The organism is Cytobacillus sp. IB215316 (assembly GCF_033963865.1).
GTDB lineage: Bacteria > Bacillota > Bacilli > Bacillales > SM2101 > Nanhaiella > Nanhaiella sioensis.
The window spans coordinates 605118-629986 of the sequence record NZ_JAXBMC010000001.1; the positions used below are offsets into that span (position 1 = coordinate 605118).

At 35.4% G+C, this 24869-nt stretch carries 27 protein-coding genes; 18 read left to right on the top strand and 9 right to left on the bottom strand.

Annotated elements, in window-relative coordinates:
* Positions 1–146: 146 nt before the first annotated feature.
* From SLH48_RS02770 to SLH48_RS02780, 3 genes are all read right to left on the bottom strand, one after another.
* Complete coding sequence (locus tag SLH48_RS02770; RefSeq protein WP_320256925.1) at positions 147–1298, bottom strand: C45 family peptidase; 1152 nt, start codon at positions 1296–1298, stop codon at positions 147–149.
* 103 nt (positions 1299–1401) lie between these two features.
* Positions 1402–1587 (bottom strand): hypothetical protein, encoded by a 186-nt coding sequence (locus SLH48_RS02775; protein WP_320256926.1) that lies wholly within the window; start codon positions 1585–1587, stop codon positions 1402–1404.
* The gene (locus SLH48_RS02780; protein WP_320256927.1) at positions 1580–2215 is read right to left on the bottom strand and encodes a TetR/AcrR family transcriptional regulator; all 636 of its coding nucleotides are present in this window, start codon (positions 2213–2215) and stop codon (positions 1580–1582) included. Before SLH48_RS02780 ends, SLH48_RS02775 begins: the two co-directional genes overlap by 8 nt.
* A 468-nt stretch (positions 2216–2683) precedes the next feature.
* Between SLH48_RS02780 and SLH48_RS02785 the strand changes: the two genes are divergently transcribed.
* Both SLH48_RS02785 and SLH48_RS02790 read left to right on the top strand, forming a co-directional pair.
* Positions 2684–3943, top strand: a complete 1260-nt coding sequence (locus SLH48_RS02785) for a DNA polymerase thumb domain-containing protein (protein ID WP_214480147.1) — start codon at positions 2684–2686, stop codon at positions 3941–3943.
* A 482-nt stretch (positions 3944–4425) separates the two neighbouring features.
* Positions 4426–4755 (top strand): YolD-like family protein, encoded by a 330-nt coding sequence (locus tag SLH48_RS02790; protein WP_214480146.1) that lies wholly within the window; start codon positions 4426–4428, stop codon positions 4753–4755.
* A gap of 77 nt (positions 4756–4832) precedes the next feature.
* On the opposite strand, the gene SLH48_RS02795 is transcribed toward SLH48_RS02790, so the two are convergent.
* Together SLH48_RS02795 and SLH48_RS02800 are read right to left on the bottom strand one after the other, a co-directional pair.
* The gene (locus SLH48_RS02795) at positions 4833–5891 is read right to left on the bottom strand and encodes an oxidoreductase (RefSeq protein ID WP_320256928.1); all 1059 of its coding nucleotides are present in this window, start codon (positions 5889–5891) and stop codon (positions 4833–4835) included.
* A 495-nt stretch (positions 5892–6386) separates the two neighbouring features.
* Positions 6387–6584, bottom strand: coding sequence for a CDGSH iron-sulfur domain-containing protein (locus SLH48_RS02800; RefSeq protein WP_320256929.1), 198 nt, complete (start codon positions 6582–6584; stop codon positions 6387–6389).
* A gap of 160 nt (positions 6585–6744) precedes the next feature.
* Here SLH48_RS02800 and SLH48_RS02805 point away from each other — a divergent pair, with 160 nt between their 5' ends.
* Positions 6745–7068, top strand: coding sequence for an iron-sulfur cluster biosynthesis family protein (locus tag SLH48_RS02805; RefSeq protein ID WP_320256930.1), 324 nt, complete (start codon positions 6745–6747; stop codon positions 7066–7068).
* A 27-nt stretch (positions 7069–7095) separates the two neighbouring features.
* Here SLH48_RS02805 and SLH48_RS02810 read toward each other — a convergent pair whose 3' ends face one another.
* The 3 genes from SLH48_RS02810 to SLH48_RS02820 all read right to left on the bottom strand — a co-directional run bounded on the left by SLH48_RS02810 (position 7096) and on the right by SLH48_RS02820 (position 9360).
* Positions 7096–8007, bottom strand: a complete 912-nt coding sequence (locus SLH48_RS02810) for an alpha/beta hydrolase (protein ID WP_320256931.1) — start codon at positions 8005–8007, stop codon at positions 7096–7098.
* A gap of 231 nt (positions 8008–8238) precedes the next feature.
* Complete coding sequence (locus tag SLH48_RS02815) at positions 8239–8367, bottom strand: hypothetical protein (protein ID WP_284730418.1); 129 nt, start codon at positions 8365–8367, stop codon at positions 8239–8241.
* Between the two features lie 90 nt (positions 8368–8457).
* Entirely contained in the window at positions 8458–9360 is a 903-nt protein-coding gene (locus SLH48_RS02820) for a hydroxymethylglutaryl-CoA lyase (protein WP_214480141.1), read from the bottom strand.
* A gap of 148 nt (positions 9361–9508) precedes the next feature.
* On the opposite strand from SLH48_RS02820, the gene SLH48_RS02825 reads away from it, so the two are divergent.
* The 3 genes from SLH48_RS02825 to SLH48_RS02830 are packed head-to-tail and all read left to right on the top strand — an operon-like array spanning position 9509 to position 10353.
* Complete coding sequence (locus tag SLH48_RS02825; RefSeq protein WP_214480436.1) at positions 9509–9766, top strand: YqkE family protein; 258 nt, start codon at positions 9509–9511, stop codon at positions 9764–9766.
* A gap of 55 nt (positions 9767–9821) precedes the next feature.
* Positions 9822–9968, top strand: coding sequence for a GrpB family protein (locus SLH48_RS22435; RefSeq protein ID WP_413785379.1), 147 nt, complete (start codon positions 9822–9824; stop codon positions 9966–9968).
* A complete protein-coding gene (locus SLH48_RS02830; protein WP_320256932.1) occupies positions 9958–10353 on the top strand; it encodes a GrpB family protein in 396 nt (131 codons plus the stop codon). The genes SLH48_RS22435 and SLH48_RS02830 overlap by 11 nt, the downstream gene beginning before the upstream one ends.
* 94 nt (positions 10354–10447) lie before the next feature.
* On the opposite strand, the gene SLH48_RS02835 is transcribed toward SLH48_RS02830, so the two are convergent.
* On the bottom strand, positions 10448–11365 hold the full coding sequence (locus tag SLH48_RS02835; RefSeq protein ID WP_320256933.1) for an aldo/keto reductase: 918 nt from the start codon (positions 11363–11365) through the stop codon (positions 10448–10450).
* A gap of 229 nt (positions 11366–11594) precedes the next feature.
* Between SLH48_RS02835 and SLH48_RS02840 the strand changes: the two genes are divergently transcribed.
* The 12 genes from SLH48_RS02840 to SLH48_RS02895 all read left to right on the top strand — a co-directional run bounded on the left by SLH48_RS02840 (position 11595) and on the right by SLH48_RS02895 (position 24866).
* The gene (locus SLH48_RS02840; protein ID WP_320256934.1) at positions 11595–12134 is read left to right on the top strand and encodes an isochorismatase family cysteine hydrolase; all 540 of its coding nucleotides are present in this window, start codon (positions 11595–11597) and stop codon (positions 12132–12134) included.
* Between the two features lie 11 nt (positions 12135–12145).
* On the top strand, positions 12146–12706 hold the full coding sequence (locus SLH48_RS02845) for an NUDIX hydrolase (protein WP_214480137.1): 561 nt from the start codon (positions 12146–12148) through the stop codon (positions 12704–12706).
* A 24-nt stretch (positions 12707–12730) separates the two neighbouring features.
* Positions 12731–13891 (top strand): endonuclease Q family protein, encoded by a 1161-nt coding sequence (locus SLH48_RS02850; protein WP_320256935.1) that lies wholly within the window; start codon positions 12731–12733, stop codon positions 13889–13891.
* Positions 13892–13990: 99 nt separating this feature from the next.
* Positions 13991–14554: a hypothetical protein gene (locus tag SLH48_RS02855; RefSeq protein ID WP_320256936.1), complete on the top strand. Its 564-nt coding sequence runs from the start codon at positions 13991–13993 to the stop codon at positions 14552–14554.
* A 290-nt stretch (positions 14555–14844) separates the two neighbouring features.
* Entirely contained in the window at positions 14845–16293 is a 1449-nt protein-coding gene (locus SLH48_RS02860) for a NarK family nitrate/nitrite MFS transporter (protein ID WP_214480134.1), read from the top strand.
* Between the two features lie 321 nt (positions 16294–16614).
* Positions 16615–19038 (top strand): nitrite reductase large subunit NirB, encoded by a 2424-nt coding sequence (gene nirB / locus SLH48_RS02865; protein ID WP_320257154.1) that lies wholly within the window; start codon positions 16615–16617, stop codon positions 19036–19038.
* Between the two features lie 11 nt (positions 19039–19049).
* The gene (nirD, locus tag SLH48_RS02870; RefSeq protein ID WP_214480133.1) at positions 19050–19355 is read left to right on the top strand and encodes a nitrite reductase small subunit NirD; all 306 of its coding nucleotides are present in this window, start codon (positions 19050–19052) and stop codon (positions 19353–19355) included.
* 10 nt (positions 19356–19365) lie between these two features.
* Positions 19366–21489 (top strand): assimilatory nitrate reductase catalytic subunit NasC, encoded by a 2124-nt coding sequence (nasC, locus tag SLH48_RS02875; protein WP_320256937.1) that lies wholly within the window; start codon positions 19366–19368, stop codon positions 21487–21489.
* A gap of 314 nt (positions 21490–21803) precedes the next feature.
* On the top strand, positions 21804–22841 hold the full coding sequence (locus SLH48_RS02880; RefSeq protein WP_320256938.1) for an anthranilate phosphoribosyltransferase: 1038 nt from the start codon (positions 21804–21806) through the stop codon (positions 22839–22841).
* Positions 22842–23073: 232 nt separating this feature from the next.
* Complete coding sequence (spoIIM, locus tag SLH48_RS02885; RefSeq protein WP_214480130.1) at positions 23074–23718, top strand: stage II sporulation protein M; 645 nt, start codon at positions 23074–23076, stop codon at positions 23716–23718.
* Positions 23719–23827: 109 nt separating this feature from the next.
* Positions 23828–24277: a Fur family transcriptional regulator gene (locus SLH48_RS02890; RefSeq protein WP_214480129.1), complete on the top strand. Its 450-nt coding sequence runs from the start codon at positions 23828–23830 to the stop codon at positions 24275–24277.
* A 364-nt stretch (positions 24278–24641) separates the two neighbouring features.
* Positions 24642–24866 carry a YqzK family protein gene (locus SLH48_RS02895; protein ID WP_320256939.1) on the top strand — a complete coding sequence of 75 codons (225 nt, stop codon included), beginning with the start codon at positions 24642–24644 and terminating at the stop codon, positions 24864–24866.
* Positions 24867–24869 lie beyond the last annotated feature (3 nt).

Consider the following 24869-nt stretch of genomic DNA (forward strand, 5'->3'; position numbering starts at 1 on the left):
TCCAAGGCAATCACAATTCACTACTGTACCTTCACCCTCAATAATAATTGAGGGTGAAGAATTATACTATAAGTGGTGAAATGGAAACCATCAAAGGAAATAGGGATAACTCAATCATGAGTCACCTTTTGAAAATTATGACTTTTTCATAGGGAAAGGTGGATATATCCAGATCTTTTTATCGTTTCATTTTCTTCACCTAAGTAAAAATCTATTAATATAGTGCGATCTTCAATGTCATATATGCTATGCCATAACGTTCGTGTAGGACATTGTGATTCTCTTAAGTGAGAATGGTCATGAAAAGAGACTTGTTGATTTACATTTTTTATAAAATTTATGGAGTAAGGAGCTTTATTTCTCTTGATATTTTCTTTTATATTACAGAACCGATTATACATAGATAATCGATCATCAGTATCGGGAAATTGTGACTCGGATTGATATTTGTACAATGGGAAATTAGTTACTACTTGGGGATGGTTCTTATCACCATCAAAAGTAAATTCTTTATTACGTCCGTGAGATTGTTCCCAAACAAATGAGTTGCCATATTTATCAGCGATGAGGAAGTGCAAGGGATAGAGAGTATAATAGTGTTTATTCATATGCAATGCTTTCTTTGCTTCTTCAATATTGGCACATGTATCTAATAACAGTCTTAGTATTTGTAATTCATTCAAACCAACTTGAGGCTGATAGGTTGGTTCAATAGGGTAATGAGTAATCGCATCGTCATCAGCTAATAACGTAACAACAAGACCTTCTGAGTTTATTCCATCAAGTACTCCACTAAGCATTTCATATCCCGACACACATAAAGAAGAATAGCCTTCGTCTGGATGCAGCTCAAGAATGTATGGATTTGCAAAAGCAGGTTTCTCGTTATCAGCGGGTATTTCCCCAGTTATAGTTCCAGTTGTGAAGTCGAAGTTACGACTTACGACTGGACTTCCATGTTCAGTCGTTGTTGGAGGATAAAATACAACGGAACAGCCGGGTAATCCAGATGAATAAATGAGAGAAGAAAAATCATAGCTATTGTCTTCAATGTTTATATTACTGAAATAATCTGTCGCTCCTTGTATACGGTCAAGTAAGATAGGATAATTATTTTTAAAATATTCTAGCTGATATTTGTATTTGGTCGTCGCGGGGTAAGGCATGGCATGATGATTGTTATACGCAATCTCAGCTAGCTTCTTTCCAATATCAAAATTTGAACCTCGTATTTTTAAATGGCGAACTTCCATAAACTCATTTGGACTTCCTGTAATTACTTTTTCCTCGAAAAACATGACTATCCCTCCAGTTAAATATGATGTAATTTTTTTCATAAAGGTGATTGTTACTAAAACAATTTACATGCAGATAACTAAAATTCATGTTATCTTTTATTCTTTATAACGCTGACAATCTTATAAAACCACTTCTTATACCGCCCACTCCGTTTAGTGTAATTAACACACCTAGCAACACAGTAGAGGAACACACCAGTACTTTCTCATTAATTCTGTTACCTAAACGACTAATGATGACTGAACCAATGATACTTCCAAGTCCGATAACACTGCTAATTTTATTCATTGAGGGTACTATCGTAAATATCCTTGGAATTTACTGGTGCAAAAAGGAGCAACGCCTGTGGAATAAGCGCCTTCCATATAACCCCATCGGGCGGATCGATAATTGTTACACGAATCCCATTTAAAAATTGGAAATAAGATGTTGCTACGATTTCAGGATTCAACGTATGTAGCTCACCTTGTTTTTGTCCTTCTATAATGATTGGCTTCAGTGCGTCGATGACGTCATGGAAAAAAGAATCTAATTGCTCGAATAATTTTGGAAACCTTTCATGTTGCCCTAATACATACTGAACTAAGCGTAAATGGGTTTCCTTTTGAGAAAAGGTAATAACATGCTCTTTAACCATTTGTTTAAGATGTTCTAAGGGGGAGTGATCTTTGTTAGTTTGATATAAAAACAGCGCCTTCATTTCATCTAACGGTTCTAATACCGCGGCCTCAAAAAGTTGCTCCTTATTTGAAAAATAAGTAAATACAGTTCCGAAACTCACTTCCGAAGCTTTGGCGACAGCTGCAATTGTTGTTTCTGAATAGCCATTTTTCGAGAAGAGGGTGATAGCTGCATGTAAAATTCTTTGTCTTTTTTCTTCCCGTAGTTGTTCCTTTTTAGATATTTGTTTAGACATAATTAGACCTCGCATTCAATGATTGATTAATCAATCAAAATTATAACATGTATACTTTAGTAATAAAAGAAGAAATTGTAAAAAAATATGTAGAATAAATCCCTTTATGAAAGGGTATTTTCACATTAATTGTTTCATTAGGCTGTTTTCGTATAGAATGTGGTTTTTCGTACTAACGGATAAAACTAGTTTTCGTGGCATGTTTTCTCCTCTAAAAACTATACACATCAGTTACTCAAATTAAGTGAAAAAAGTAACAAAGTTTAAACAAAGTGTCTTCTGAAATATCTAACAATAGTGCTTTTCGAACAATAAAACACCTTCATGAGTGGCTACAGTGTTTGTCACCAAACATTGGGGATCTTAGCATTTCTTATTGGAAACAATTTGTAATTGATAACGAACGTATATTCGGTTAAGATGTTGAATATAATAATACGAACGTATATTCTTTTAGGGGTGTTATATTTGATTGATTATAGCAAAATGCCTCACCATAACATCTTATGTATTGATATGAAAAGCTTTTTTGCAAGTTGTGCAGCAGTACTGCTGAATTTAGATCCACTGACATGCTACTTAGCGGTTGTTGGTGATACAGAAAGACAGGGGAGTGTTGTTTTAGCAGCTTCACCACGCTTGAAGAAGGAATTTGGTATTAGAACAGGGTCACGTTTATTTGAAATCCCTAAGGACCCGCGAATTGTAATCGTCAATCCAAAGATGCGCACATACTTACGTATATCAATGGAACTTACTAAGTTATTTCAGCGCTATGTGCCGGGAGAAGCAGTTCATACGTATAGCGTTGATGAGAGTTTTTTACAAGTGGATGGTACTGAGAAGCTATGGGGTGATGCAGAAACGACAGCTCAAAAATTAAAAGAAGATATAGAGAGAGAATATGAAGTTCCGTGTGCAATTGGTATAGGACCAAATATGCTTATGGCAAAACTATGCTTGGATTTAGAGGCAAAAAAAACAGGGATTGCTCGATGGACGTATGATGATGTGGAAACAAAGCTTTGGCCGCTTTCACCACTTAGTCAAATGTGGGGAATTGGTGGGAAAATGGAAAAAAGATTAAACAGGATAGGAATATTCTCAGTAGGGCAGCTTGCTAATTATTCCCTCAAACTACTTGAACAAAAGTTTGGCATTATGGGAAATCAGCTATATTATCACGCGTGGGGTGTTGATTTTTCAGAGCTTGGTGCACCCTTTTTGCAAGGACAAATTAGCTTTGGAAAAAGTCAAATTTTATTACGAGATTATCCAAATCCGACAGATGTAAAGCGAGTAATATTAGAAATGTGTGAGGAGGTGGCAAGAAGAACTCGCACAGCTAAAAAGGTCGGAAGAACGGTTAGTCTTGGTATTGGATATAGTAAAGATGAATTTGGCGGCGGATTTTATCGTTCAAAAACAATGGAAGAACCAACAAATATTACAATGGATATTTACAATGTTTGTATTGAGCTATTTCAAAAGCATTATACAAATAAAACAGTACGAAAAATCTCTATTGCACTGTCTAATATTGAGGATGATCTAAATATGCAACTATCGCTGTTTGAAATGAATAAACCGAAGCAGCAAGCACTCGGCTACTGTATGGATGAAATCAGGAGGAAATACGGCTCAAATGCAATTTTGCGAGCAGTTTCATATACGGATGCGGGGACGGCACGTCACCGCAGCACACTAGTAGGAGGCCATAAGCAATAGGAAAAGCGGAAGTGCCTTGGTCATCTCCGACAAGCCCTGGAAGCATTACAAATGAAGGCGCTTTTTGCCTTCGGATGTAATGGTGAAGTGACTCGAGGAGATAGGCACTGTAGCTAGCCAAAAAGAAAAGCGGAAGTGCCTTGGTCATCTCCGACAAGCCCTAGAAGCATTGCAAATGAAGGCGTTCTTTGCCTTTAGGTGTAATGGTGAAGTGACTCGAGGGACTAGGAGGCGCAGCTGGACAATAGGAAAAGCGGAAGTGTCTTGGTCATCTCCGACAAGCCCTGGAAGCATTACAAATGAAGGCGTTCTTTGCCTTTGGGTGTAATGGTGAAGTGACTCGAGGAGATAGGCACTGTAGCTAGCCAAAAAGAAAAGCGGAAGTGCCTGCAATTCGCCATGTGGAAAACGGTGGAATAATGCCTTCAATAACGGATTAGCTCATAAAGAATTTAGGAATGAAAAAAAGGAGAGTGATAAAAGTGATTCGAGACCGTGGAACAATTAAATGGGTATCAATGATGCTCCCTGAACATACAAAGCTGTTAAGGGAGTTAGAAAAAAAACAGCAGAGAGCTTCAAAGCCGTTGTTAGATGAGCAACGACTAGAAGAGTTGAATGAAATGATTCATATCGGTATAGCTGGAAATCAAACATTATCTTTTTCCTATTATCAAAATCATGCGATAAATACTGTTGAAGGTAATATTCATTTTATAGACCACATTAATAAAACCGTACGCATCATGGATAGGGTTGAAAAAATCCATGATGTACAGTTTGTTAATATTGTAGACATTCAGCCTTTGTAAATGAAAAATACTAAAAAAGAACGTATAGAAAAAATCTTCGAGGATAAACGAAAAATAGTTCTATAAGGGATATGGAACTAAACTAATTGAGGTGTAAAAGGTATACTTCTACCCTCTTCGGAGCTTTGCATCGCTAACTCAATAATGCGGATAGTATTACATGCTTGCTCACCGGTTACGATTAGTGGCAAGTCATTTACAATTGCATCATAAATATTGTTGTAGAAATTCATGTAATTTCCCTTTATTGTTTCAATTTTTCCTTTGTAATGCAGGTCATTAAGATCAGTGTTTAGGGTGCCCCAATGATCTTCCTTTTCTATTCCATACATCATATTTGTAGGCATCATGCCATTTTTTAATTGTTCCTCTTGTGGGTCCATCTCATATTTAACAAAAGAACCGTTTGTGCCGTGAATGATAAAACGAGGTCCTGGTTCTCTTACTAACATGCCAGCTTTTAGTAAAATCTTGAGGTTATCGTAATCTAATTTGAGATCAAAAGAATCAATTGTTTGAGAAATAGGTCGTTGAATTCGCACATCAGCGGTCACAGTATGAGGATACCCGAATAATGTGATTGCTTGGTCGATTAAGTGAGAGCCTAAATCATACAAAATACCTGACCCTGGTCTATTGTCTTCTCGCCAGGAGCCTTTTAAAAAATTTCGGTAACGATCGTAGTGTGACTCAAATTCGACAACATGACCAAGTAGATTTTGTTGAATGATTTGGTTTATAGTTAAAAAATCACCATCAAAGCGGCGATTGTGATATACACTTAACACTCGATTTTGTTTGTTTGCTAGTTTAGCTAATTGTGTTGCTTCTTCAGAGGAAATCGTAAAAGGTTTTTCGACAACCACGTGTTTATTTTTCAGTAATGCTTTCTTTACCATAGGATAGTGGAGCTCATTAGCCGTAGTAATGATAACAAGATCAATTGCTTCGTCTTCAAGCAGTTCATCGAAGTCACGAACAACTTCTGTGTATGGGTATAGTTCCTTTGAATGACTTTTCGTTCGTTCAACGACTTTTGTTAATTGCAGGTTTGGATGAGAATGAACAAATGGGGCATGAAATACTTGTCCAGAAAACCCAAAACCAACGAGACCAACATGTATGGTTTTGTTCATTATTTTTCCTTCTTTCTTTTGGAATGGTTGTAGTATACACATTTTATGTGTGGTCGTAAAGGAGTAATGGCAAGCTAACATGACTAGGAATTAACTTTCCATCTCTTTTGAGGTTCAACTATGTTATTTAAGTTCCTTTTCGTAAGGTTGTTTTCGCATTGATTGTTGCTATACGTTCTAAGGTGTAAGCACGTATACATCTAGTATTCGTGGCAGCTTTACTATTTTTACATTATTAAGCTCTAAAAAAACTCATCATATTATCCATTTTTTTAATAAAAATAGCAACAAAGTTTACGAAAAGAGCCTTTCGTAATTTGTTGGTTATCATGTCGTTTTACTCATAAGTCATCGTTAAATAGAAGAAATGATGCCACGAAATCTAGTGTTCGTGGCACTTTTCTACTTTTACAAGTATTATGCTTTCATAAAACTCATCATTCTGCCCATTTGTAGTAAACAATGTTTATGAAAATAGCCTTTACTGTTGTGAGTTTACTCAGCTCGAACAGAAGATTCGAACTTATCTTTATGAGATCCGTCACAATATGGTGCTTTAATCGATAAGCCACACCGGCATAAAGAATAAGCTTGCTTCGTTTCAAAACTGTTACCATCTCCATCAACTAATTCAATGTTACCAGTTACTCGTAATGGTCCATTATCTAACACTTTAATTCGAACATCAGACATGTCTTTCTCTCCTTTAATTGGGTATTTTTTATAATGATCAACAAAACTAAACTTCATTACTATGAGAATATGCAAATAAATGAGCTTGTATACAAAATATGAGTATATCGTATGGTAATATGCTAAAATGAGAGGAAAACTTATAGGGAGAAGGATCAATTTGAAAATTACATTTACAAAAAAAGCTATAGATCATATAGAAACTAATATGGAACAAAGTAAATTGTTAAAGCTTGCTTACGACACAGAAGGGTGTGGCTGTGTAGTTAGTGGTGTTTCGGCATTGTGGATTGTTGATAAAGCAAATGATGATGAGATAAAAGTCGATACGAATTTTATACCATTGCTAATTGATCAATCAAAAACAGTGTTTTTTGATGAAGAGATGACGATTGATTTTACAGAGAGTGCAAACTGTTTCATGCTCAAAAGTCCAAGCCAAATCTTAAATCCACGGATGAGCTTAGTAGAGATGGGTGAATAGCAAAGCTATAATGATTCATGGCGCTTTTTAATTATCGAGTTTATACTGCGCTAAAAATTCATCAAGAACTTGTTCGTAAGCTGTTTTATTCTCTGCTAAAGACAATGCATGTGATCCATTTTGAGCTAGAAATAGCTTTTTGGGTCCTTTTTTTTGTTTGTATAGATTTTTAGTCATTTCAGGTAAAATATAGTCATCCTTTTGACTATGAATAAACAGAATTGGTTGTGTAATATTTTCTACGATAGAAATGGGGGATATGTTCTTTAAGGAGTACCCCTCTCGCCATTGTAAAAATAGGTTTGTCAAAGGTATAAACAACTGTTTAGGAAGGTTAACCGACTTTTTTACGCGGTAGACTAACTGTTCCTCGAAATCAGAGAAAGGACAATCTGCTATATAGAAATCAGCTCCATCCTTAACCATGTCAGCATATAATAGTACCGTTACTGCGCCCATTGATTCTCCATGTATACCAATCATACTATTTTGGTCGACACGCTGTTTTAACCAGTTAACAACTTCAGCGAGGTCATGCTTTTCGTAATACCCGTAGCTTGTTGTTTTTCCACCGGATTCACCGTGACGGCGATGATCATATGCAAGAACATTCCAACCTCTCTCTAAAAATACATCCATATATTTAATAGAATTCACTTTATTCACGGTTACTCCGTGACAAAATATCATATATTTATTTGCCTGGTGTGGTGCAATAAGCCAACCGTGGATTTTGTAGTTGTATTTTGATTGTATCTCAATCTTTTGACAAGGCAGTTGTGTAAAAGCTTCAGGTTTAAAGCGACCTTCATTTACTTCTCGGTTATATAGCTCATCATCATCTTTCTTTTTAATATATATAATTTGATTTGTTAGTATAAATCCAGTAATTACGATAATGGTAAATAACGCTACAATAAAAATGAATAGTGTTATCATAAAGTGCTTTCCCCTTAAAGAGTTATTTATTTTCATTATACCATTAGGTCATAAACATCTGGATGGAAAGATGGTCGGGGAGTATGTGTTAATTGAATTTAGGTCACTCACCATTTCAGCGGGTCTCTTTAGTATAGGGTGATTCAAGGACTTATTGGCATATTGATGAAGAAACCTCACCGTAGCTTAGCTTATGGGGCGTTGACTACGGTGGATTTTAAGTTGTCAGTCTTATGATTTAGAATTTTGGCGGTTCGTAGGGTGTGTTGCTTTTTCCATCTCTTCGACAGACATCACAGCATTCGTTGTGTCAGAACTTTGCTTACCTTTTTGGCCACGTGTTTTTTGTTGTTTTGGCATAGATAGAAAAGTCTCCTTTACTAAATTTATTATTCAAATAGTATGGTGAGAAAAATATCAAGATCTTATACCAATATAGTAGTAAAAAAATTATAGCAGTGTTTTTTGTACAATATCGTCATAGTTGCTGTTTAAGGATTTCGTTAAAAATGGGCGAATAACATTGAGGGATTCAGTTAGTTTAGTTAGCTCAATGTTCGTATTAATGCCCATTTGATGCATCATAAATACGACATCTTCTGTAGCTACATTGCCAGTTGCCCCCTTAGCAAACGGACATCCTCCTAACCCACCTACAGATGTATCGAAACGTATAGTACCAGCTTGAAGTGCTGCATAAATATTTGCTATCGCCATTCCGCGTGTGTCATGAAAATGACCGGTGAGTAGTACGTGAGGAAATCTTGCTTTCAATTTGGTAAACAATGAAAAAACTTGTTGTGGATTAGCCATTCCAATCGTATCGGCAACACTTAATTCATCTACTCCAGCATTGACAAAATGACCACATAATGACATGACATCCGCCTCAGAAATTTTCCCTTCATAAGGGCAATAAAATGAAGTGGAGATACATGCACGTACAAAATAGCCTTTTTCTTTTAACTCATGAATAAGTGGGATTAATTCTGTGATGCTTTCAGCTGTCGTTTTATTAATATTTTTTTTGTTAAACGTGTTACTGACCCCGACAAAAACGGCAACATGTTTACAAGAAGTTTTGTAAAGCCGGTCAACCCCTTTTTTATTTGGGGCTAAGACAAAGTGCCGTTTCGTTGTATCTAAGCAAGATGAAATTATGTCCTCGGCATCTTTCATTTGTGGTACCCATTTTGGTGAGACGAAAGAAGTTAGTTCCATTTCATGAATACCAGCCTCCATTAAGCTATGAATAAACTGAATTTTTTTTTCAGTAGGAATGAGGGCATTTTCATTTTGTAGCCCATCACGTGGACCGACCTCAATAATTGTGACTTGATCAGGTAATTGCATAATCATATCCTCCTTACTTTAATAGAAGAAAACGCTTACCTATATTCTATTAAATATTTGAATATTTCGGCAACAATTAAACTAATTTCTAGTAAGATTGCGAATGTCCATATGCTATAATATTGACACACAATGAAGAACGGGAGTGATCAAAATGAAGAAAAATAAACATAAAAAACAGCATAAACAAAAGAGTCATGATGATGCATTAAGTGTAAAAGACCGACTTAATTCTTCACTTTTTCAACAATTACAAGAAAAAAAGAATGAATTAGCGATGGAAGAGAAAAAAAGACAAGAAGATGAAGAAAACAGAAAACGAGAAGAACGTCGTCAACGTGAAAAGAACAAATCCTTTGAAGAACTATTAAATGAAAGTAATTTAAATTGGGATGACTATAAATAGATGAATTGGTAGACGTTTCTATACTCATAATCTACCGAATTTATAGGAGGCTAAGATGAGAAAGGTTGAAGTACATCGCTATAATTCAGACTGGAGTCGGCAATTTGACTTGGAGAAACAAGCATTAATGCATATTTATCAAACCCTAGCTGCTAGTTATCATCATATCGGCAGTACATCAAATTCCAAATATGTCGGCTAAGCCAATTATCGATATAATGATTGAAGTCGACGACCTAGGATTAGTAGATAGTTTAAATGGTTTAATGGAAAACATTGGCTATGAAGCAAGAGGAGAAAATGGCGTTGAGGACCGTCGTTACTTCCAAAAAGGCGGTAACCATCGAACACACCACGTACATGTATTTCCAACTGGCCACCCACAAGTTTTACGTCATATTATCTTTCGAGATTATCTTATTAACCACTCTGATGAGGCAATGGAATACGCAACTTTAAAGGAGCGACTAGCAACACAATACGCAAACGATATTGCTAGTTATATTGCTGGGAAGGATGCCTTTATTAAAGAAATTGATCGTAAAGCAGCAAAATGGTACAGCAATAATCGACAAGGGATTATCTAATATAGATGTTTACAGTAAAGCAGGCAAAGATGGTTTATACGTATTTCTTTGCCTGCTTTTCGCATGTTAATTTGTGTAAGAAAATTGTACCAGCTTATCGATGCAGCTCATATTTGTTAGTTTTAGTAACCTCTTGTATTTTTGAATACTGTGAATTTGTTAAACCTATTGTTGCTGCACCTTCAACATTTTCAATAAGTTGTTCATTTCTACTCGCGCCTGGTATAACAGTTGCTACTTCAGAGCTATGTAAACAATATTGAAGCGCAATTTCAGTTAAGCTACGGTTGTTACAAATAGCCGTTACTTCACTTCGAACATGACTTAGTTCTTCATACGTATAATGAAGGTATCCTTTCTCTAAAACTTTTTTCCCTGCGTTCATAAGTGGTTTTTCAGTTAAGATTCCTTTTGCAAGTGGACCGCGTGCAATGACATGAATATTGTTTTTCTGCAACATTGGGAATAATTCTTCAGGACGGCGGTCTAGTACGCTGTATTGCATCATTACACTAACGATTGATGACTTATTGACGAATTCTCGAATAACATTTGGTCGGATCGAGGATATCCCATATTGACGAATGACTCCTTCTCGCTTCAACTGTTCGAAGGCGTCGATTGTATCATCAATATGATCTTCTATCGTCCCACCATGTAACTGATATAAATCAATATAATCTGTTTGAAGTCTACGTAAGCTGTCTTTCACAGTCTCTATAATATATTGTTTAGAAGCATCCCAGTACCAGCCATCTTTGTTATCAGACCAACGGTTTCCAACTTTCGTTGCGAGAATAATATCATGCCGCCTATTTTTTAATGCTTTACCGACTATTTCTTCATTAACTCCAAAATCATATAAATCAGCTGTGTCAAAAAAATTGATACCAAGATCGAGTGCATGATCAACAATTGATTTTGCGTGCTTTTCATCTGTGCCCAATGACATACAACCTAGTCCAATTTCACTAACGAATAAATCTGAAGAACCTACTTGTCTTTTGTTCAATTGCTTTTCCCCCTTGAACTATATGCTTAATCGACTGAATGTTACGTGACGTACTACTTCTTATTGAACTTTTCATACCACGTCCAAGAATTTAGCCCTTTTAAACAGTCTAACAATATTGTAACTTGACAGAATGGGTAAGCTCAAATATGTTGAAACTATATATATTTAATGAGTTTGTTCAATATAATTCAGAACTTTTGAACAACATCTTGAAGGGGGAATAAAAATGAATCGAGAAGCACTACTCATTATTGATATGAGTAATGATTTTGTATCAGATAAAGGAAATTTAACAGTTGGGAAGCCTGCACAACAAATCGTTGCAAATATTATTAAGGCGGCTGAGGATTTTATTGCGAATGATCAAGTAGTTGCAATTTGTATGGATGCACATGAAGAAAATGATCCGCATTTTGAATTGTGGCCAGCGCATAACGTGAAGGGTACGTGGGGGCAGGAACTATTTGGTGATTTAGCCGAATGGTTTGAGGAGAATAAAAACCATCCAAATGTTGTATACATCCCGAAGCCTGAATATGATGCATTTTATGACACAGCACTGCATGAAGAGTTGCAAAACAGAAATGTAAAAAAAGTGCACGTCACAGGTGTCTGTACAGATATTTGTAATTTTTTAACTGCTTACGGTGCATATGCACGAGGATACCAAACGGTTGCACATCGTGATAAAATGGCAACTTTTACAGAGAATGAAGATACGTTTGTAACACATATGGAAACAGTGTTTAAGACTGAAATAAGGTAAAGGGAGAAATCATGAATCATTTAAAGGAAAAAACAATTAAAAAAAATAAACTGTTTACTGGGAAAATTATTGATTTATATGTAGAGGATGTAGAATTACCGAACGGTAAAACGAGTAAGAGAGAAATAGTAAAACACCCTGGAGCTGTTGCTGTAATTGCTGTAACGAGTGAAAATAAGATTGTCATGGTACAGCAATATCGGAAACCATTAGAACGTGTTCTTGTAGAAATACCGGCAGGCAAATTGGAACAAGGGGAAGAACCAATTGAAACAGCAAAAAGAGAATTAGAAGAAGAGACAGGTTATACTGCTCACAAGTTAACTCATTTAACATCATTTTACACTTCACCGGGTTTTGCAGATGAACTTGTTCACCTTTATGTTGCAGAAGGTTTAATAAAATTAGAGATAAAAGCACAATTAGATGAAGATGAATTCGTTGATGTAATTGAGTTAACGTTAGATGAAGCATTAGCTTATATGTCGGAAAAACGAATATATGATGCGAAAACAGCCTATGCTGTTCAACATCTACAAATGAAGCAATTAGCTGAAAATAGTAACAACTGATGGAAGGAATGTGACTCCTATACGATGCAACAATATTATGTCGATTTACATATTCATCTCGGAAGGACAAACTCAGGTAAGCCTGTAAAGATCACTGCATCAAAAACAATGACGTTACCAACTATATTACATGAAGCCTTAAACCGTAAAGGACTTGAAATGGTTGGTATCATTGATTGCCACGTTCCAGAAGTACAAAATGAGCTTGAGGACCTTTTAAGTGAAGGAGAAATGACTGAACATGTAGAAGGGGGGCTTTGCTATAGAAATCTTACAGTAATACTTGGGTGTGAAATCGAAGTGTTTGATGAACATTGTAAAGGACCAGTTCATGTTTTAGTGTATTTTCCAACATTAGCAAAGATGAAAGAATTTACACATTGGTTAGAAAGTAGATTGAAAAATATAACGCTAAGTACACAAAGAATGTATGGAACGGCTGTTGAATTACAACAAAAAGTAAAATCAATGTCGGGATTATTTATTCCAGCACATATTTTTACTCCCTATAAAAGCTTGTACGGAAAAGGTGTAGCTTCTTCTCTAACGGAAATTTTTGATCCCCAATTAATAGATGCTGTAGAGCTTGGTTTGAGTGCAGATTCGTACATGGCAGATCAAATAATGGAGTTACATAACTATACGTATTTATCAAATTCAGACGCCCATTCAGTAGGGAAAATTGCTCGAGAATACCAAGTGATTCAAATGAAAACACCTTCTTTTCAAGAGTTGAAAAAAGCCTTGCACAATGAAAGTAATCGTGAGGTTGTTGCTAATTATGGGCTTGACCCTAAGCTAGGAAAATATTATCACGCAGTATGTGAAAGGTGCTTCGCAACTATGAGACTTGGAGAGGGATGTTGTGTAAAATGCGGACATAAGAAGATAATAAAGGGTGTTTATTATCGTTTAAAGGAACTAAAAAATACAAATTCAAAGCGAGAAAATAGACCTAGCTATATCCACCAAGTTCCACTTGAGTTTATACCTGGCATTGGCAAGAAGACATTGCAAAATTTACTTGATCATTTTCAAACTGAAATGGCGATTATACATCAAGTTCCAGAGAAGTCATTGCTTCGTGTTGTCAATCGATCAATTGTTAATTCGATTATGAATGCACGGAACGGTACTCTTTGTGTAGAAACAGGCGGTGGAGGAAAATACGGCAGAGTAAAATAAGGAGAGATTGACGTTAGCTAAAATGTCAGAAATGTGAATCATAGTAGATAGTGCCACGTATGTTTATATTATGCTAGATTTTCAAGGAGGCACATATCTATGAATCACATAAGCACAAAAACATCTAATACTCTACTCGTTTTTTCATTAATAATAATATTCTCGAGCTTTATAATCCCTATATTAATTGTTGGGATGATCCAACCGTTAATGATTAATTACGATCAAGGGTATTGGTATTACTCAGCAAATATAACCGCTTATTTATGGATATTTATAGCAACAATCTTCTTAGGTCTCGGTCTTATCTTATATATCACTTTAGAGAGAAAATTTGGGGATACAATTAAAATAAAAATAGTATCATCACTTATTGTACTTATTTCAATTGCTTGTTTTTTATTTGGTATGAATGATTATACATATATGACACACGATACTATAAAATTTAATGCACCACTGTCAATGAAAGAAAAAGAATACAAGTGGGATGAAGTAACGAAAGCACAATTAATATACAATAATGATGGCGTAAGGGTATTACACTTAGCATATGAAAATGAATTAGAATTTGAGATCGATGCAAGAAGGTACTATAAAAATGGTATTCTTATTAGAAAGATACTTGATCGTAACGGGATCAAGGTAGAGTATCCAAGTTAGTATGAATGTTAATGATCAAATAAAAAAACAATCCTTTTTGTGAGTAAGGATTGTTTTTTTATTTGTAAATGATGTTATAAAACATAACATACGATGTAATTTTATTGCTTGATAAAATGTGGAACTTTAATATATGTTATAAAATATAACATAAAAATAGTGACAACGATCATAAATTATGGCATAATTACAATTATTAAAAAAACACTGAAAATTACATGTTATAAATGTTATGAAATATAACATGTATTTACAGTGTGCAAATAGATATTAAATCAAGGAGTGATAAAATGAACGAAAATATTTACGAAGGAAACAAAAAGATTTTATTTATGACTACCTTTGCCTTTTTCTTATCATTTGTTGTTTGGTTTAATATGGCCCCTTTTAATACGACCTTGATGAAGGTGCTACAGTTAACAAAAGAACAGATTACGGTTTTGATGACAATTAATGTAGCATTAACTATTCCAGCAAGAATCATTATTGGCATGTTAGTCGATCGTTTCGGACCCAGGAAAGTATACTCTTCTCTACTAATTGTTATGAGTATACCGTGTTTTGTGTTTGCCTTTGGTACTTCTTTTTGGCAGTTATTTATAGCTCGAGCCTTTTTAGGAATTATCGGAGCAGGCTTTGTTATAGGAATAAGAATGGTTTCTGAATGGTTCCCCCAAAAACAACTTGGTTTAGTTGAAGGGATATACGGAGGATGGGGAAATTTTGGTTCAGCAGCTGCAGCATTTAGTTTACCGATCATTGCTTTATGGATTGGTGGAGATGACGGCTGGAGATATGCGATTGGGTTAACTGGGTTACTTAGTTTAATATACGGATTTATCTATTATCGATCGGTGCAAGATACACCTGCAAAAAAGGTATACCAGATTCCAAAGAGGTCTGGTGCGATGGAAATAACTAGCTATAAGAGTATGGTTGGACTCATAGTGATGACTTTACCATTGTATGGAGTACTTGGTTTGTTAACGTGGAAACTCAAAAATGTGAATTTTATAGGTGCAAATATTGCCTTAGTAATATATATCGTTTTAGCTGTTTTATATTTATTTAACGTCTATAAAATATGGAGTGTAAACAAACACCATTTAAAAAATGGGGTACCTAAAGAAGAACAGTATTCTTTTAAACAGGTAGCCATATTGGATTTTGCTTACTTAATTACATTTGGTTCTGAATTAGCTGTCGTTTCGATGCTCCCGATGTTCTTTGAAGAAACATTTAATTTAACAGTTGCACAGGCTGGGATGATTGGTGGGAGCTTTGCTTTCATGAATTTAGTTGCACGTCCGGGTGGAGGGTGGCTTAGCGATAAATTTGGCCGAAAAAAAACATTAATGGTCTTGCTTCTATGTCTTGGAGTAGCTTATATTGCTATGTCGCAAATTTCTTCAAGTTGGTCACTTGTAGCAGCTGTTCTCTTAACGATGGTATGCTCATTCTTCGTTCAAGCTGGAGAAGGATCTGTATTCTCAATGGTGCCATTAGTAAAAAAGCGAATCACAGGTCAAGTAGCTGGGATGGTTGGCGCATATGGAAATGTCGGTTCGGTTATCTTCTTGACAGTTTTAAGCTTTCTCAACCCATCATTATTTTTTATGATTATCGGCATAGGTGCCTTCGCTTGTTTTATCGCAGCTTTCTTTCTTGTTGAACCTAAATTGGAAAATGAAGCTATTGTTGGAGCGATGGAACCGAAACAAGAGGAGCTCGTTGGATAAGTTAATATTTCTATTGCTGTACAATTTGCTTAGCTCCAGGTGCCTACGAATCGTGGTCGCTTAGACATTACACATGAAGGAAAAAAACTTCATGTACAATGTCTCCAGCGCTTGTCGGAAAGGTGCATACGCTTTTCTTAATGTTTTCGCTTTGATTGTAATTAACACATACACAACTAGAGTTTGTGACATTTTTTCTTATATAAAATGATGACTAAAATATAAAGTCACTTCTATAAGGTGTCTATTTGTTGGTAACAACAACAAAGTTTACAAAAAGAGCCTTTCTTAAAAAATAAAAACATCGGAGGGATACTTGTGCTGAAAAAAAAGAAATTAGTTCTTATAGGTAATGGTATGGCAGGTGTTCGTTGTATTGAAGAGGTTATTAAGCTGAACCCTAATCAATTTGAAATTACGGTTATCGGTGAAGAACCACACCCTAATTATAATAGAATTTTACTTTCAACTGTGCTAGCAGGAGATACATCACTTGAAGACATTACGATTAATGACTGGCAATGGTATAAAGAAAACAATATAGAATTGTTTACCGGTCAAAAAGTACAAGAAATTAACACGGCAACAAAATCGGTTATAACTGATAAGTTTATAGAAATTAATTATGATGAATTAATCATTGCTACAGGGTCTGTACCATTTATTCTTCCTCTTCCAGGCGCTGATAAAGAAGGAGTAACTGCATTCCGTGATATTAAAGATTGTGAAAGAATGATTAATGCTTCAAAAAATTATAAAAAAGCAGCCGTAATAGGTGGAGGCTTATTAGGCTTAGAGGCTGCAAGAGGTTTGTTGAATTTAGGTATGGAAGTTGATGTCATTCATATAGAAAAGTATTTGATGGAAAGGCAGCTTGATCCAAAAGCATCCAAACTACTTGAAGAAGAGCTTACGAAGCAAGGGATGAATTTTTTATTAGAGAAGCAAACGAAAGAGATCATTGGTGGAGATCGGGTAGAAGGGCTGCGCTTTGCTGACGGGACAGAAATTACTGCTGATTTAGTTGTGATGGCGGTGGGGATACGTCCGAATGTTGAACTAGCAAAAATAAGCGGTATAGAAACAAATAGAGGCATTGTCGTAAATGATTACATGCAAACGTCAATACCACATGTCTATGCTGTTGGAGAATGTGCTGAGCATCGAGAAGTTGCATATGGATTAGTTGCTCCACTATATGAACAAGGCCAAGTATTAGCTAATAAATTGCATGAGCTTGATGATAAAAAATATGAAGGTTCTGTCGTCTCAACAAAACTAAAAGTATCAGGTGTAGATGTTTTTTCTGCCGGAGAGTTCCAAGAAGATGTAAATGACAAGAGTATGCAAATTTACGATGAGTATAACAATATTTATAAAAAGGTCGTTATACGTGATAGCAAAGTAGTTGGCGCGGTATTATATGGTGATATTAATGATGGAACTAAGCTCCTTCAGATGATGCAAAAACAAACATTGATAAGTGAAATGGCTCCTTTATCATTTGTACAAGGACAAAGTAATGGAAGTGGAGAACAGTCAATCGTTGCATCTATGGAGATGGATGATCAAGTTTGTGGGTGTAATGGTATAACAAAAGGAATGATTGTTGAAGCAATAAAGTCAAATGGTTTAAGTTCTGTTTCAGAAGTTAAATCATGTACGAAAGCTGGAACTTCGTGTGGAGGTTGTTCACCTCTTGTTAGTGAGTTAGTGAAGGAAACGTTAGGAGAAAGCTTTGAGGAAACTGAACAAATACAGTCAATTTGTGAATGTACATCATTAAGTAGAGATGAGATTGTTGAAAATATACGGATGATGGGCTTAACTCATATCCGTGAAGTAATGAACGTGTTAGGCTGGCAATCCGATGAAGGGTGTTCGAAGTGTCGACCAGCTATAAACTATTATTTAGGGATGGTGCATCCAACGGAGTATGTAGACGAACTAGAATCTAGATTTGTAAACGAAAGAATGCATGCAAACATTCAAAAAGATGGAACATATTCTGTCGTTCCGCGAATGTATGGTGGTGTAACTAATGCAGAAGAGTTAAGGCGTATTGCAGACGTTGCAGAGAAATATGAAGTTCCGATGGTGAAGTTAACAGGTGGTCAACGAATTGATTTACTTGGGATTAAGAAAGAAGACTTGCCAAAGGTATGGGAAGAGTTGGATATGCCTTCTGGTTATGCATATGGGAAAGCGATCCGTACTGTTAAAACTTGTGTAGGTTCAGAGTTTTGTAGATTTGGAACACAGAACTCAACGCAGATGGGTATAGATCTTGAGAAAAAATTTGAAAGATTAAATACACCTGCCAAAGTGAAGATGAGCGTCTCAGCTTGTCCGAGGAATTGTGCAGAGAGTGCGATAAAAGATATTGGGATTGTTGGAGTAAGTGATGGTTGGGAGTTATATATCGGTGGTAATGGAGGTACTAACTTGCGTGCAGGTGACCTGTTATGTAAAGTGAAAACAGCCGATGAGGTTATACAATGGAGTGGAGCTATACTTCAATACTATCGTGAAACAGGGGAGTATGGGGAGAGAACTTCTGCTTGGGTTGAGAGAGTGGGTTTGACAGCGATTGGTGATGTATTGGCAAGTGAGGAAGTGCGTTCGTCATTAAATGAACGAATTGAGGTAGCTTTAGCTACACTAAAAGATCCATGGAAAGATGTCGTTAATGATGAAGATAAACAACATAAATTATATAACAGTTATTCGTTAACAACAGTTTAGGGGTGATATAAATGAATAAATTAGAGATCGCAAAATATAGTGAGTTGCCTCAAAGGGTAGGAAAATCAGTAAAGCTAAATAATACAGAAATTGCATTGTTTCGTTTATCTAATGGAGAAGTTTATGCTGTTGAAAATAAATGTCCCCATAACGGTGGCACATTAGCAGAAGGAATAGTGAGTGGTAATGTTGTCTACTGTCCTTTGCATGAGTGGAAAATATGTTTGGAAGATGGAAAAGTACAGCAACCAGATACAGGTTGCGTAAAAGTTTATGATGTTGAAGTGAAGAATGACAAAATTTTACTTACTGTGTAGGGTGGAATAAATGAACGATTTACTGAAACATTTTCGTGAAAAACAAAAACAACTAAATAATGAAAAAATAATGAATACCCAATGTCCGTATTGCAGTATGCAGTGTAGTATGCAATTGATTGAGGAACGTATCATTGAACGAATGAAATACAAGGTTGTTCCTAATAAAATGGATCCTACTTCACAAGGAAAGCTATGTATAAAAGGATTAAATGCACATCAACATGTGATTAATGATAAGCGAATTACGTCTCCAATGCTAAAGATAGATGGTGAATTTGTAAAAATCACATGGGACATGGCTTTAGAAATTATTAAGGAAAAATTCAAGAGTATTCAAGAAGAAGATGGGTTCGATGCTCTATCTGTGTATGGCGGAGGGTCATTAACGAATGAAGAAGCATATATGTTAGGAAAATTTGCTAGAGTGGCCTTGAAAACTAGACATATAGACTATAACGGAAGGTATTGCATGTCTTCGGCAGCAACTGCTGCTAACGATGCTTTTGGTATCGATCGTGGTATGACGAACCCCTTGTCAGATATTCCAATGACTAAATGCATCATTTTAGCGGGAACAAATATCGCTGAATGTCAACCTACGATCATGCCATATTTTCTAAAAGCCAAAAAGAATGGTGCGTTTATTATTGCTATTGACCCAAGGGAAACGGCTACAACCAAAATAGCAGATATACATTTACAATTAAAGCCAGGGACTGATTGGAGTTTAGTCAATGGGATGTTAAAGGTGTTGGTTGAAGAAGGATATGACAACGAGGATTTTATTGAAAATAGAACACATGGCTATAACGATCTACAACAATTTCTTCGTAATATACAATTAACAGATATAGTTGAGCAAACGGGTATTCCTGAACAACAAATACGCCTAGCAGCAAAAATGTATGGTAAAGCAAATTCAGCGATGATTTTCACTGCTAGAGGTGTCGAACAACATGTAAATGGTAATGAAACTGTTAGAAACTTTATTAATCTATGTTTAATTACTGGGAAAATTGGTAGAGAAGGTTGTGGCTATGGTGCAATCACTGGACAGGGGAATGGTCAGGGTGGTAGAGAGCATGGTCAAAAAGCGGATCAATTACCGGGCTACCGATCTATAGATAATATGGAACATCGAAAGCATATTGCTTCTGTCTGGGGTGTGAATGAATTCGATCTTCCTTCCAAAGGGGTTTCCGCTTATGAAATGATAGAGAAAATTGATAGAAAGGAGATTACAGGGTTATTAGTAGTAGGGTCAAATCCTGTTGTGTCTAATCCAAATGCGATTTTTGTAGAAAAATCATTAAAAAAATTAAAATTTCTTGTCGTTGTAGATATGTTCATTTCAGAAACTGCCCAACTAGCAGACTTACTCTTACCGTCTTCTTCTTATTTAGAAAATGCAGGAACGATGACGAATTTAGAAGGTAGAATAACGTTAAGAAATGGCGAAAGAAAAAAACCGGGTGAAGTTAAACATGATTGGGAAATTCTTCGTGAGATTGCGACGATACTTGGAGAAGGAGAATATTTTAAATACGATAGCTCTGAAGACATATTTAATGAGCTTAGAGTAGCAAGTCAAGGAGGAAGGGCTGATTATGCTGGTGTTACTTATGAAAGGTTAAATAAAGAAAAGTTGTTTTGGCCTTGTCCAAATAGTGACCATCCAGGAACAGAGAGGCTTTTTAGCGATCAATTTGCACATCCTGACGGGCGAGCAGTAATTAAAGTCATAGCAAATACACCTAACCGTGAAGCAATCTCAGAAGATTACCCTCTATACTTGACGACAGGTAGAGTATTAGCGCATTATTTATCAGGAACGCAAACTAGACGTAGTTCAACACTCAACTCGCGTTATCCTGAATCACGTATTGAAATTCACCCGCTAGCCGCAAAGAAGTTTGGAGTTAAAGATAAAAGCTTTGTGAAGCTGGAGTCCAAAAGAGGAAGTGTCGTCGTACGATGCAAAATAACGCCGAAAATTCGACGTGACACAGTCTTTGTACCATTTCACTGGGGAGACATACAAAATATTAATCGACTTACCGATCCCTCCTTTGACCCATCATGTAAAATGCCAAGCTTTAAGCTTTGCGCTGTAAAGATAAGTCCGTTTTAGCATGTTTTCAAAATATATCAAGCAGATGTAGTCAAGTGTTTTCTCGTTGGTTGTTTGTTTTTGTACTTAGATTTAAATATATACACAACTAGAGTTCATAGCATCCTCTCTTTTCTATAACGATGACCAACGTATAAAACCACATATTTCGGTTTGGTAATAATGACAGCAAAAAAGAGTTTTCTCAAAGATGATTGAACATCTACTATTAAGGAAATTGATTGTTAAATAATACATTCTCCTTTTCATAGATAAAAAAAAGCGATATAGTATTGACAATCACACTTAGCTAATTACTGAAAAGGGGGATTTATGTGCAACAGTGGATTAAAGAAGTTGGTAGAGGAAAGAAGGGTTCAAAAGATTTAACTTATGAGGAAATGCGTGAGGCTGCACGCTTAATTTCAAGTGGTAAGGCGACCGACTCACAGATTAGTGCTTTTTTAATAGCAGAGCGAATGAAGGGAGAAACATACAATGAAGTACTTGGCTTTATCGATGAACTTAAGAGGTGTTCAAAGAAGCTAAACCTTTCATCTACCATTTCAGATAACTTAATCGATTTTGCTGGTCCGTATGATGGTAGGAAAGGTTTTGTTACAACTGTTCCTACTTCATTATTATTAGCGGAAGCTGGTGTGCCAGTTTTATTACATAGTAGTGACACCTTACCTCCTAAACATGGTATGACAATCAAAGATATCCTCTCAGAATTATCGGTTAAGACAAATGCAACGACAAAACAAATTGAGGACTCAATTATGAGCAATCAAATCGGCTTTGTTTGGACAGAAAATCTATGTGAGCCATTGGGAAAAATAAGACATATTCGAGAAGATATTGGCGTTCGTTCAATTATTAATACAGTTGAGAAAATGCTTAATCTTGGAAATGCCAAAAAAATGATGGTAGGTGTATTTCATAAAACGGCAGTAGATAAGCTCATTCCTATTATCCAACAATCTAGTTATGATGTTGGCTATGTTGTCCAAGGTGAAGACGGATCAGAGGACTTACCTACCCATCGTAATAGTTTTGTTTACAAGGTAACGAATAGTCATGCAGAATCATTTTTATTAAACCCAGAGCAGTATGGGTTAAAGTATGAGAAAGATGAGGAGGTTCTTACAAAACAAGAGCAGGCAACGATCATGAAAAGAATATTAACCGGTGAACAAGCTCCAGAGTTATTACCGTTTCGAGCAAAAGTTATTTACAACACCGCGGTTAGGTATTTCTTATTTAATATAACAGCTACAATTGAAGAAGGGATTGAAAAAGCGACAGGGCAACTAAATGAGGGTAAAGGTATTTCTCAATTAAACCAGTGGCAGCAATCGCTCTATTCTTAATTTTGGTGTTGTAAACCCACCTATACAGGTGGGTTTTTGAGCCCTATGCTGGATCGAACATATCACTTAATTTTGCAAAAATGACCGTACTATTATTTTAAGCCTTGAACATAAATATTTGTAATATGATTAGCTAATCTTATACTATCATTCTTTTCTAGTTAATAGTTTGTCATAGTTTTAAATTAAAATCATACAATCTATTAATACTGTTCCGTTAAGGAGGAGAATGATGAAAAAACAATCGTATCAGAAAATATTACAATTACACATTCAAGAGCATTCTTCAATCTATTTATTTATTACTGTGCTCTTTTTTATGGGAGTAATTTTTGGATCCATCGTTGTCAACAGTCTGAGCTTTAGTCAAAAACAAGATCTTTTCTACTATTTAAGTAGATTCTTCGAACAAGTTTCCGAAGGTAAATTTGCATCCTCAAAAGATAAGTTTATTGAAAGTTATCTTCAAAACATAAAATATATAGGATTAATATGGTTACTAGGTGTGTCCATTATTGGGTTGCCGCTTATACTCGTTTTACTTTTTTTAAAAGGAGTTGTTGTGAGCTTTACTGTTGGGTTCCTAGTAAATCAAATGGAGGCTAAAGGGTTGTTGTTGTCCTTCATATCCATTTTTCCGCAAAACTTGTTAGTCATTCCGTCCTTTATTATTATAAGTACGCTTGCAGTCACATTTTCTTTGAAAATGATCCGACAGCAATTTATTAAAAAATTTAATCAGCAAATTTTTCCGCTATTTATGCGGTACTCACTTGTTATGGTAGTTATAATGATAGTATTATTAGTAGCTTCAGCATTTGAGGCATTTATTTCTCCAGTTTTAATGAAAAATGTATTAGAGGTTATTACAAAATAATAATTATTAAATAATATAGGGTTAAATTATTTATTTATAATCATTTTATTTTGACAGTTCCCATATCTTTGCTATAATTATGTAATGAACGGCGAGGGAGGGAATATTAATGGAAAATCGGATAGAACGGATAAAAAAACAATTGCACTCCTCAAGCTATAAACTAACCCCTCAGAGAGAGGCGACTGTCCGGGTGCTACTTGAGAATGAAGAGGATCATTTAAGTGCTGAAGATGTATACCTCCTCGTTAAGGAGAAGTCCCCCGAAATTGGTTTAGCTACTGTTTATCGTACATTAGAATTACTAACTGAACTTAAAATAGTTGATAAAATTAATTTTGGTGATGGTGTGTCACGCTACGATCTTCGTAAGGAAGGGGCGGCTCATTTTCATCATCATCTAGTTTGTATGGAATGTGGATCTGTAGAAGAAATAGAAGAAGATCTTTTAGAAGATGTTGAGAAAATAGTTGAAGCGGACTGGAATTTTAAAATTATGGATCATAGACTGACTTTTCATGGCATATGCAGAAAATGTCAAAATAAGGAAAGTGAGTAATTCATTCTTACTTGTTAGGGAAAATTCAATTTATATAATTTAACGATATCAAATGGTTATAGGGTCTATTGCACAATAGGGAACTGTTAACAATAATTTTTAATTTTGTAAAACAAGCTTTAAAAAGTCTAAATAATAAAATGACTAAAGGGTCTAACCAAACACTCTGTATATCTTAAGACAATTTATAGAGACTGTTTGATTTGACCCTTTGATTATAGAATAGAAAGCTATACATTGTTCTGCACCTTTATATTAAGTAGTTTAAAATGAACTTACTAATGAAATATTTAGTGCTTTTACGTATAAAGTTTGTCCTTTTTGTCATATCTTCTAATATGATGATTGTAATGGAGGATAAACGATGAAATGGTTTATAGTTTTTTATGATATTTTAAAAGTATTTATTCTTTTTACAGGCTGTACAATTTTGTTTTATTTTTGTATATTGTGGATAAATCAAGAATACCAAGAATATCACCGCTATGATCAACCAGAAGGGAATGCGGTCAAAGTAGTGAAAATGATAGAAAATAAAGATGAAAGCTGGTTAGAACGATTAAAGTTTTTTTATCTTAATGGGGAGTAGAAG

Excerpts from the sequence above, each read along its gene's own strand:
- SLH48_RS02770 (WP_320256925.1), bottom strand. The coding sequence starts at position 1,298 with ATGTTTTTCGAGGAAAAAGTAATTACAGGAAGTCCAAATGAGTTTATG.
- SLH48_RS02775 (WP_320256926.1), bottom strand. The coding sequence starts at position 1,587 with ATGAATAAAATTAGCAGTGTTATCGGACTTGGAAGTATCATTGGTTCA.
- SLH48_RS02780 (WP_320256927.1), bottom strand. The coding sequence starts at position 2,215 with ATGTCTAAACAAATATCTAAAAAGGAACAACTACGGGAAGAAAAAAGA.
- SLH48_RS02795 (WP_320256928.1), bottom strand. The coding sequence starts at position 5,891 with ATGAACAAAACCATACATGTTGGTCTCGTTGGTTTTGGGTTTTCTGGA.
- SLH48_RS02800 (WP_320256929.1), bottom strand. The coding sequence starts at position 6,584 with ATGTCTGATGTTCGAATTAAAGTGTTAGATAATGGACCATTACGAGTA.
- SLH48_RS02810 (WP_320256931.1), bottom strand. The coding sequence starts at position 8,007 with ATGATAACACTATTCATTTTTATTGTAGCGTTATTTACCATTATCGTA.
- SLH48_RS02815 (WP_284730418.1), bottom strand. The coding sequence starts at position 8,367 with ATGCCAAAACAACAAAAAACACGTGGCCAAAAAGGTAAGCAAAGTTCT.
- SLH48_RS02820 (WP_214480141.1), bottom strand. The coding sequence starts at position 9,360 with ATGCAATTACCTGATCAAGTCACAATTATTGAGGTCGGTCCACGTGAT.
- SLH48_RS22435 (WP_413785379.1), top strand. The coding sequence starts at position 9,822 with ATGAGAAAGGTTGAAGTACATCGCTATAATTCAGACTGGAGTCGGCAA.
- SLH48_RS02830 (WP_320256932.1), top strand. The coding sequence starts at position 9,958 with ATGTCGGCTAAGCCAATTATCGATATAATGATTGAAGTCGACGACCTA.
- SLH48_RS02840 (WP_320256934.1), top strand. The coding sequence starts at position 11,595 with ATGAATCGAGAAGCACTACTCATTATTGATATGAGTAATGATTTTGTA.
- SLH48_RS02845 (WP_214480137.1), top strand. The coding sequence starts at position 12,146 with ATGAATCATTTAAAGGAAAAAACAATTAAAAAAAATAAACTGTTTACT.
- SLH48_RS02850 (WP_320256935.1), top strand. The coding sequence starts at position 12,731 with ATGCAACAATATTATGTCGATTTACATATTCATCTCGGAAGGACAAAC.
- SLH48_RS02855 (WP_320256936.1), top strand. The coding sequence starts at position 13,991 with ATGAATCACATAAGCACAAAAACATCTAATACTCTACTCGTTTTTTCA.
- SLH48_RS02860 (WP_214480134.1), top strand. The coding sequence starts at position 14,845 with ATGAACGAAAATATTTACGAAGGAAACAAAAAGATTTTATTTATGACT.
- nirD (WP_214480133.1), top strand. The coding sequence starts at position 19,050 with ATGAATAAATTAGAGATCGCAAAATATAGTGAGTTGCCTCAAAGGGTA.
- nasC (WP_320256937.1), top strand. The coding sequence starts at position 19,366 with ATGAACGATTTACTGAAACATTTTCGTGAAAAACAAAAACAACTAAAT.
- spoIIM (WP_214480130.1), top strand. The coding sequence starts at position 23,074 with ATGAAAAAACAATCGTATCAGAAAATATTACAATTACACATTCAAGAG.
- SLH48_RS02890 (WP_214480129.1), top strand. The coding sequence starts at position 23,828 with ATGGAAAATCGGATAGAACGGATAAAAAAACAATTGCACTCCTCAAGC.
- SLH48_RS02895 (WP_320256939.1), top strand. The coding sequence starts at position 24,642 with ATGAAATGGTTTATAGTTTTTTATGATATTTTAAAAGTATTTATTCTT.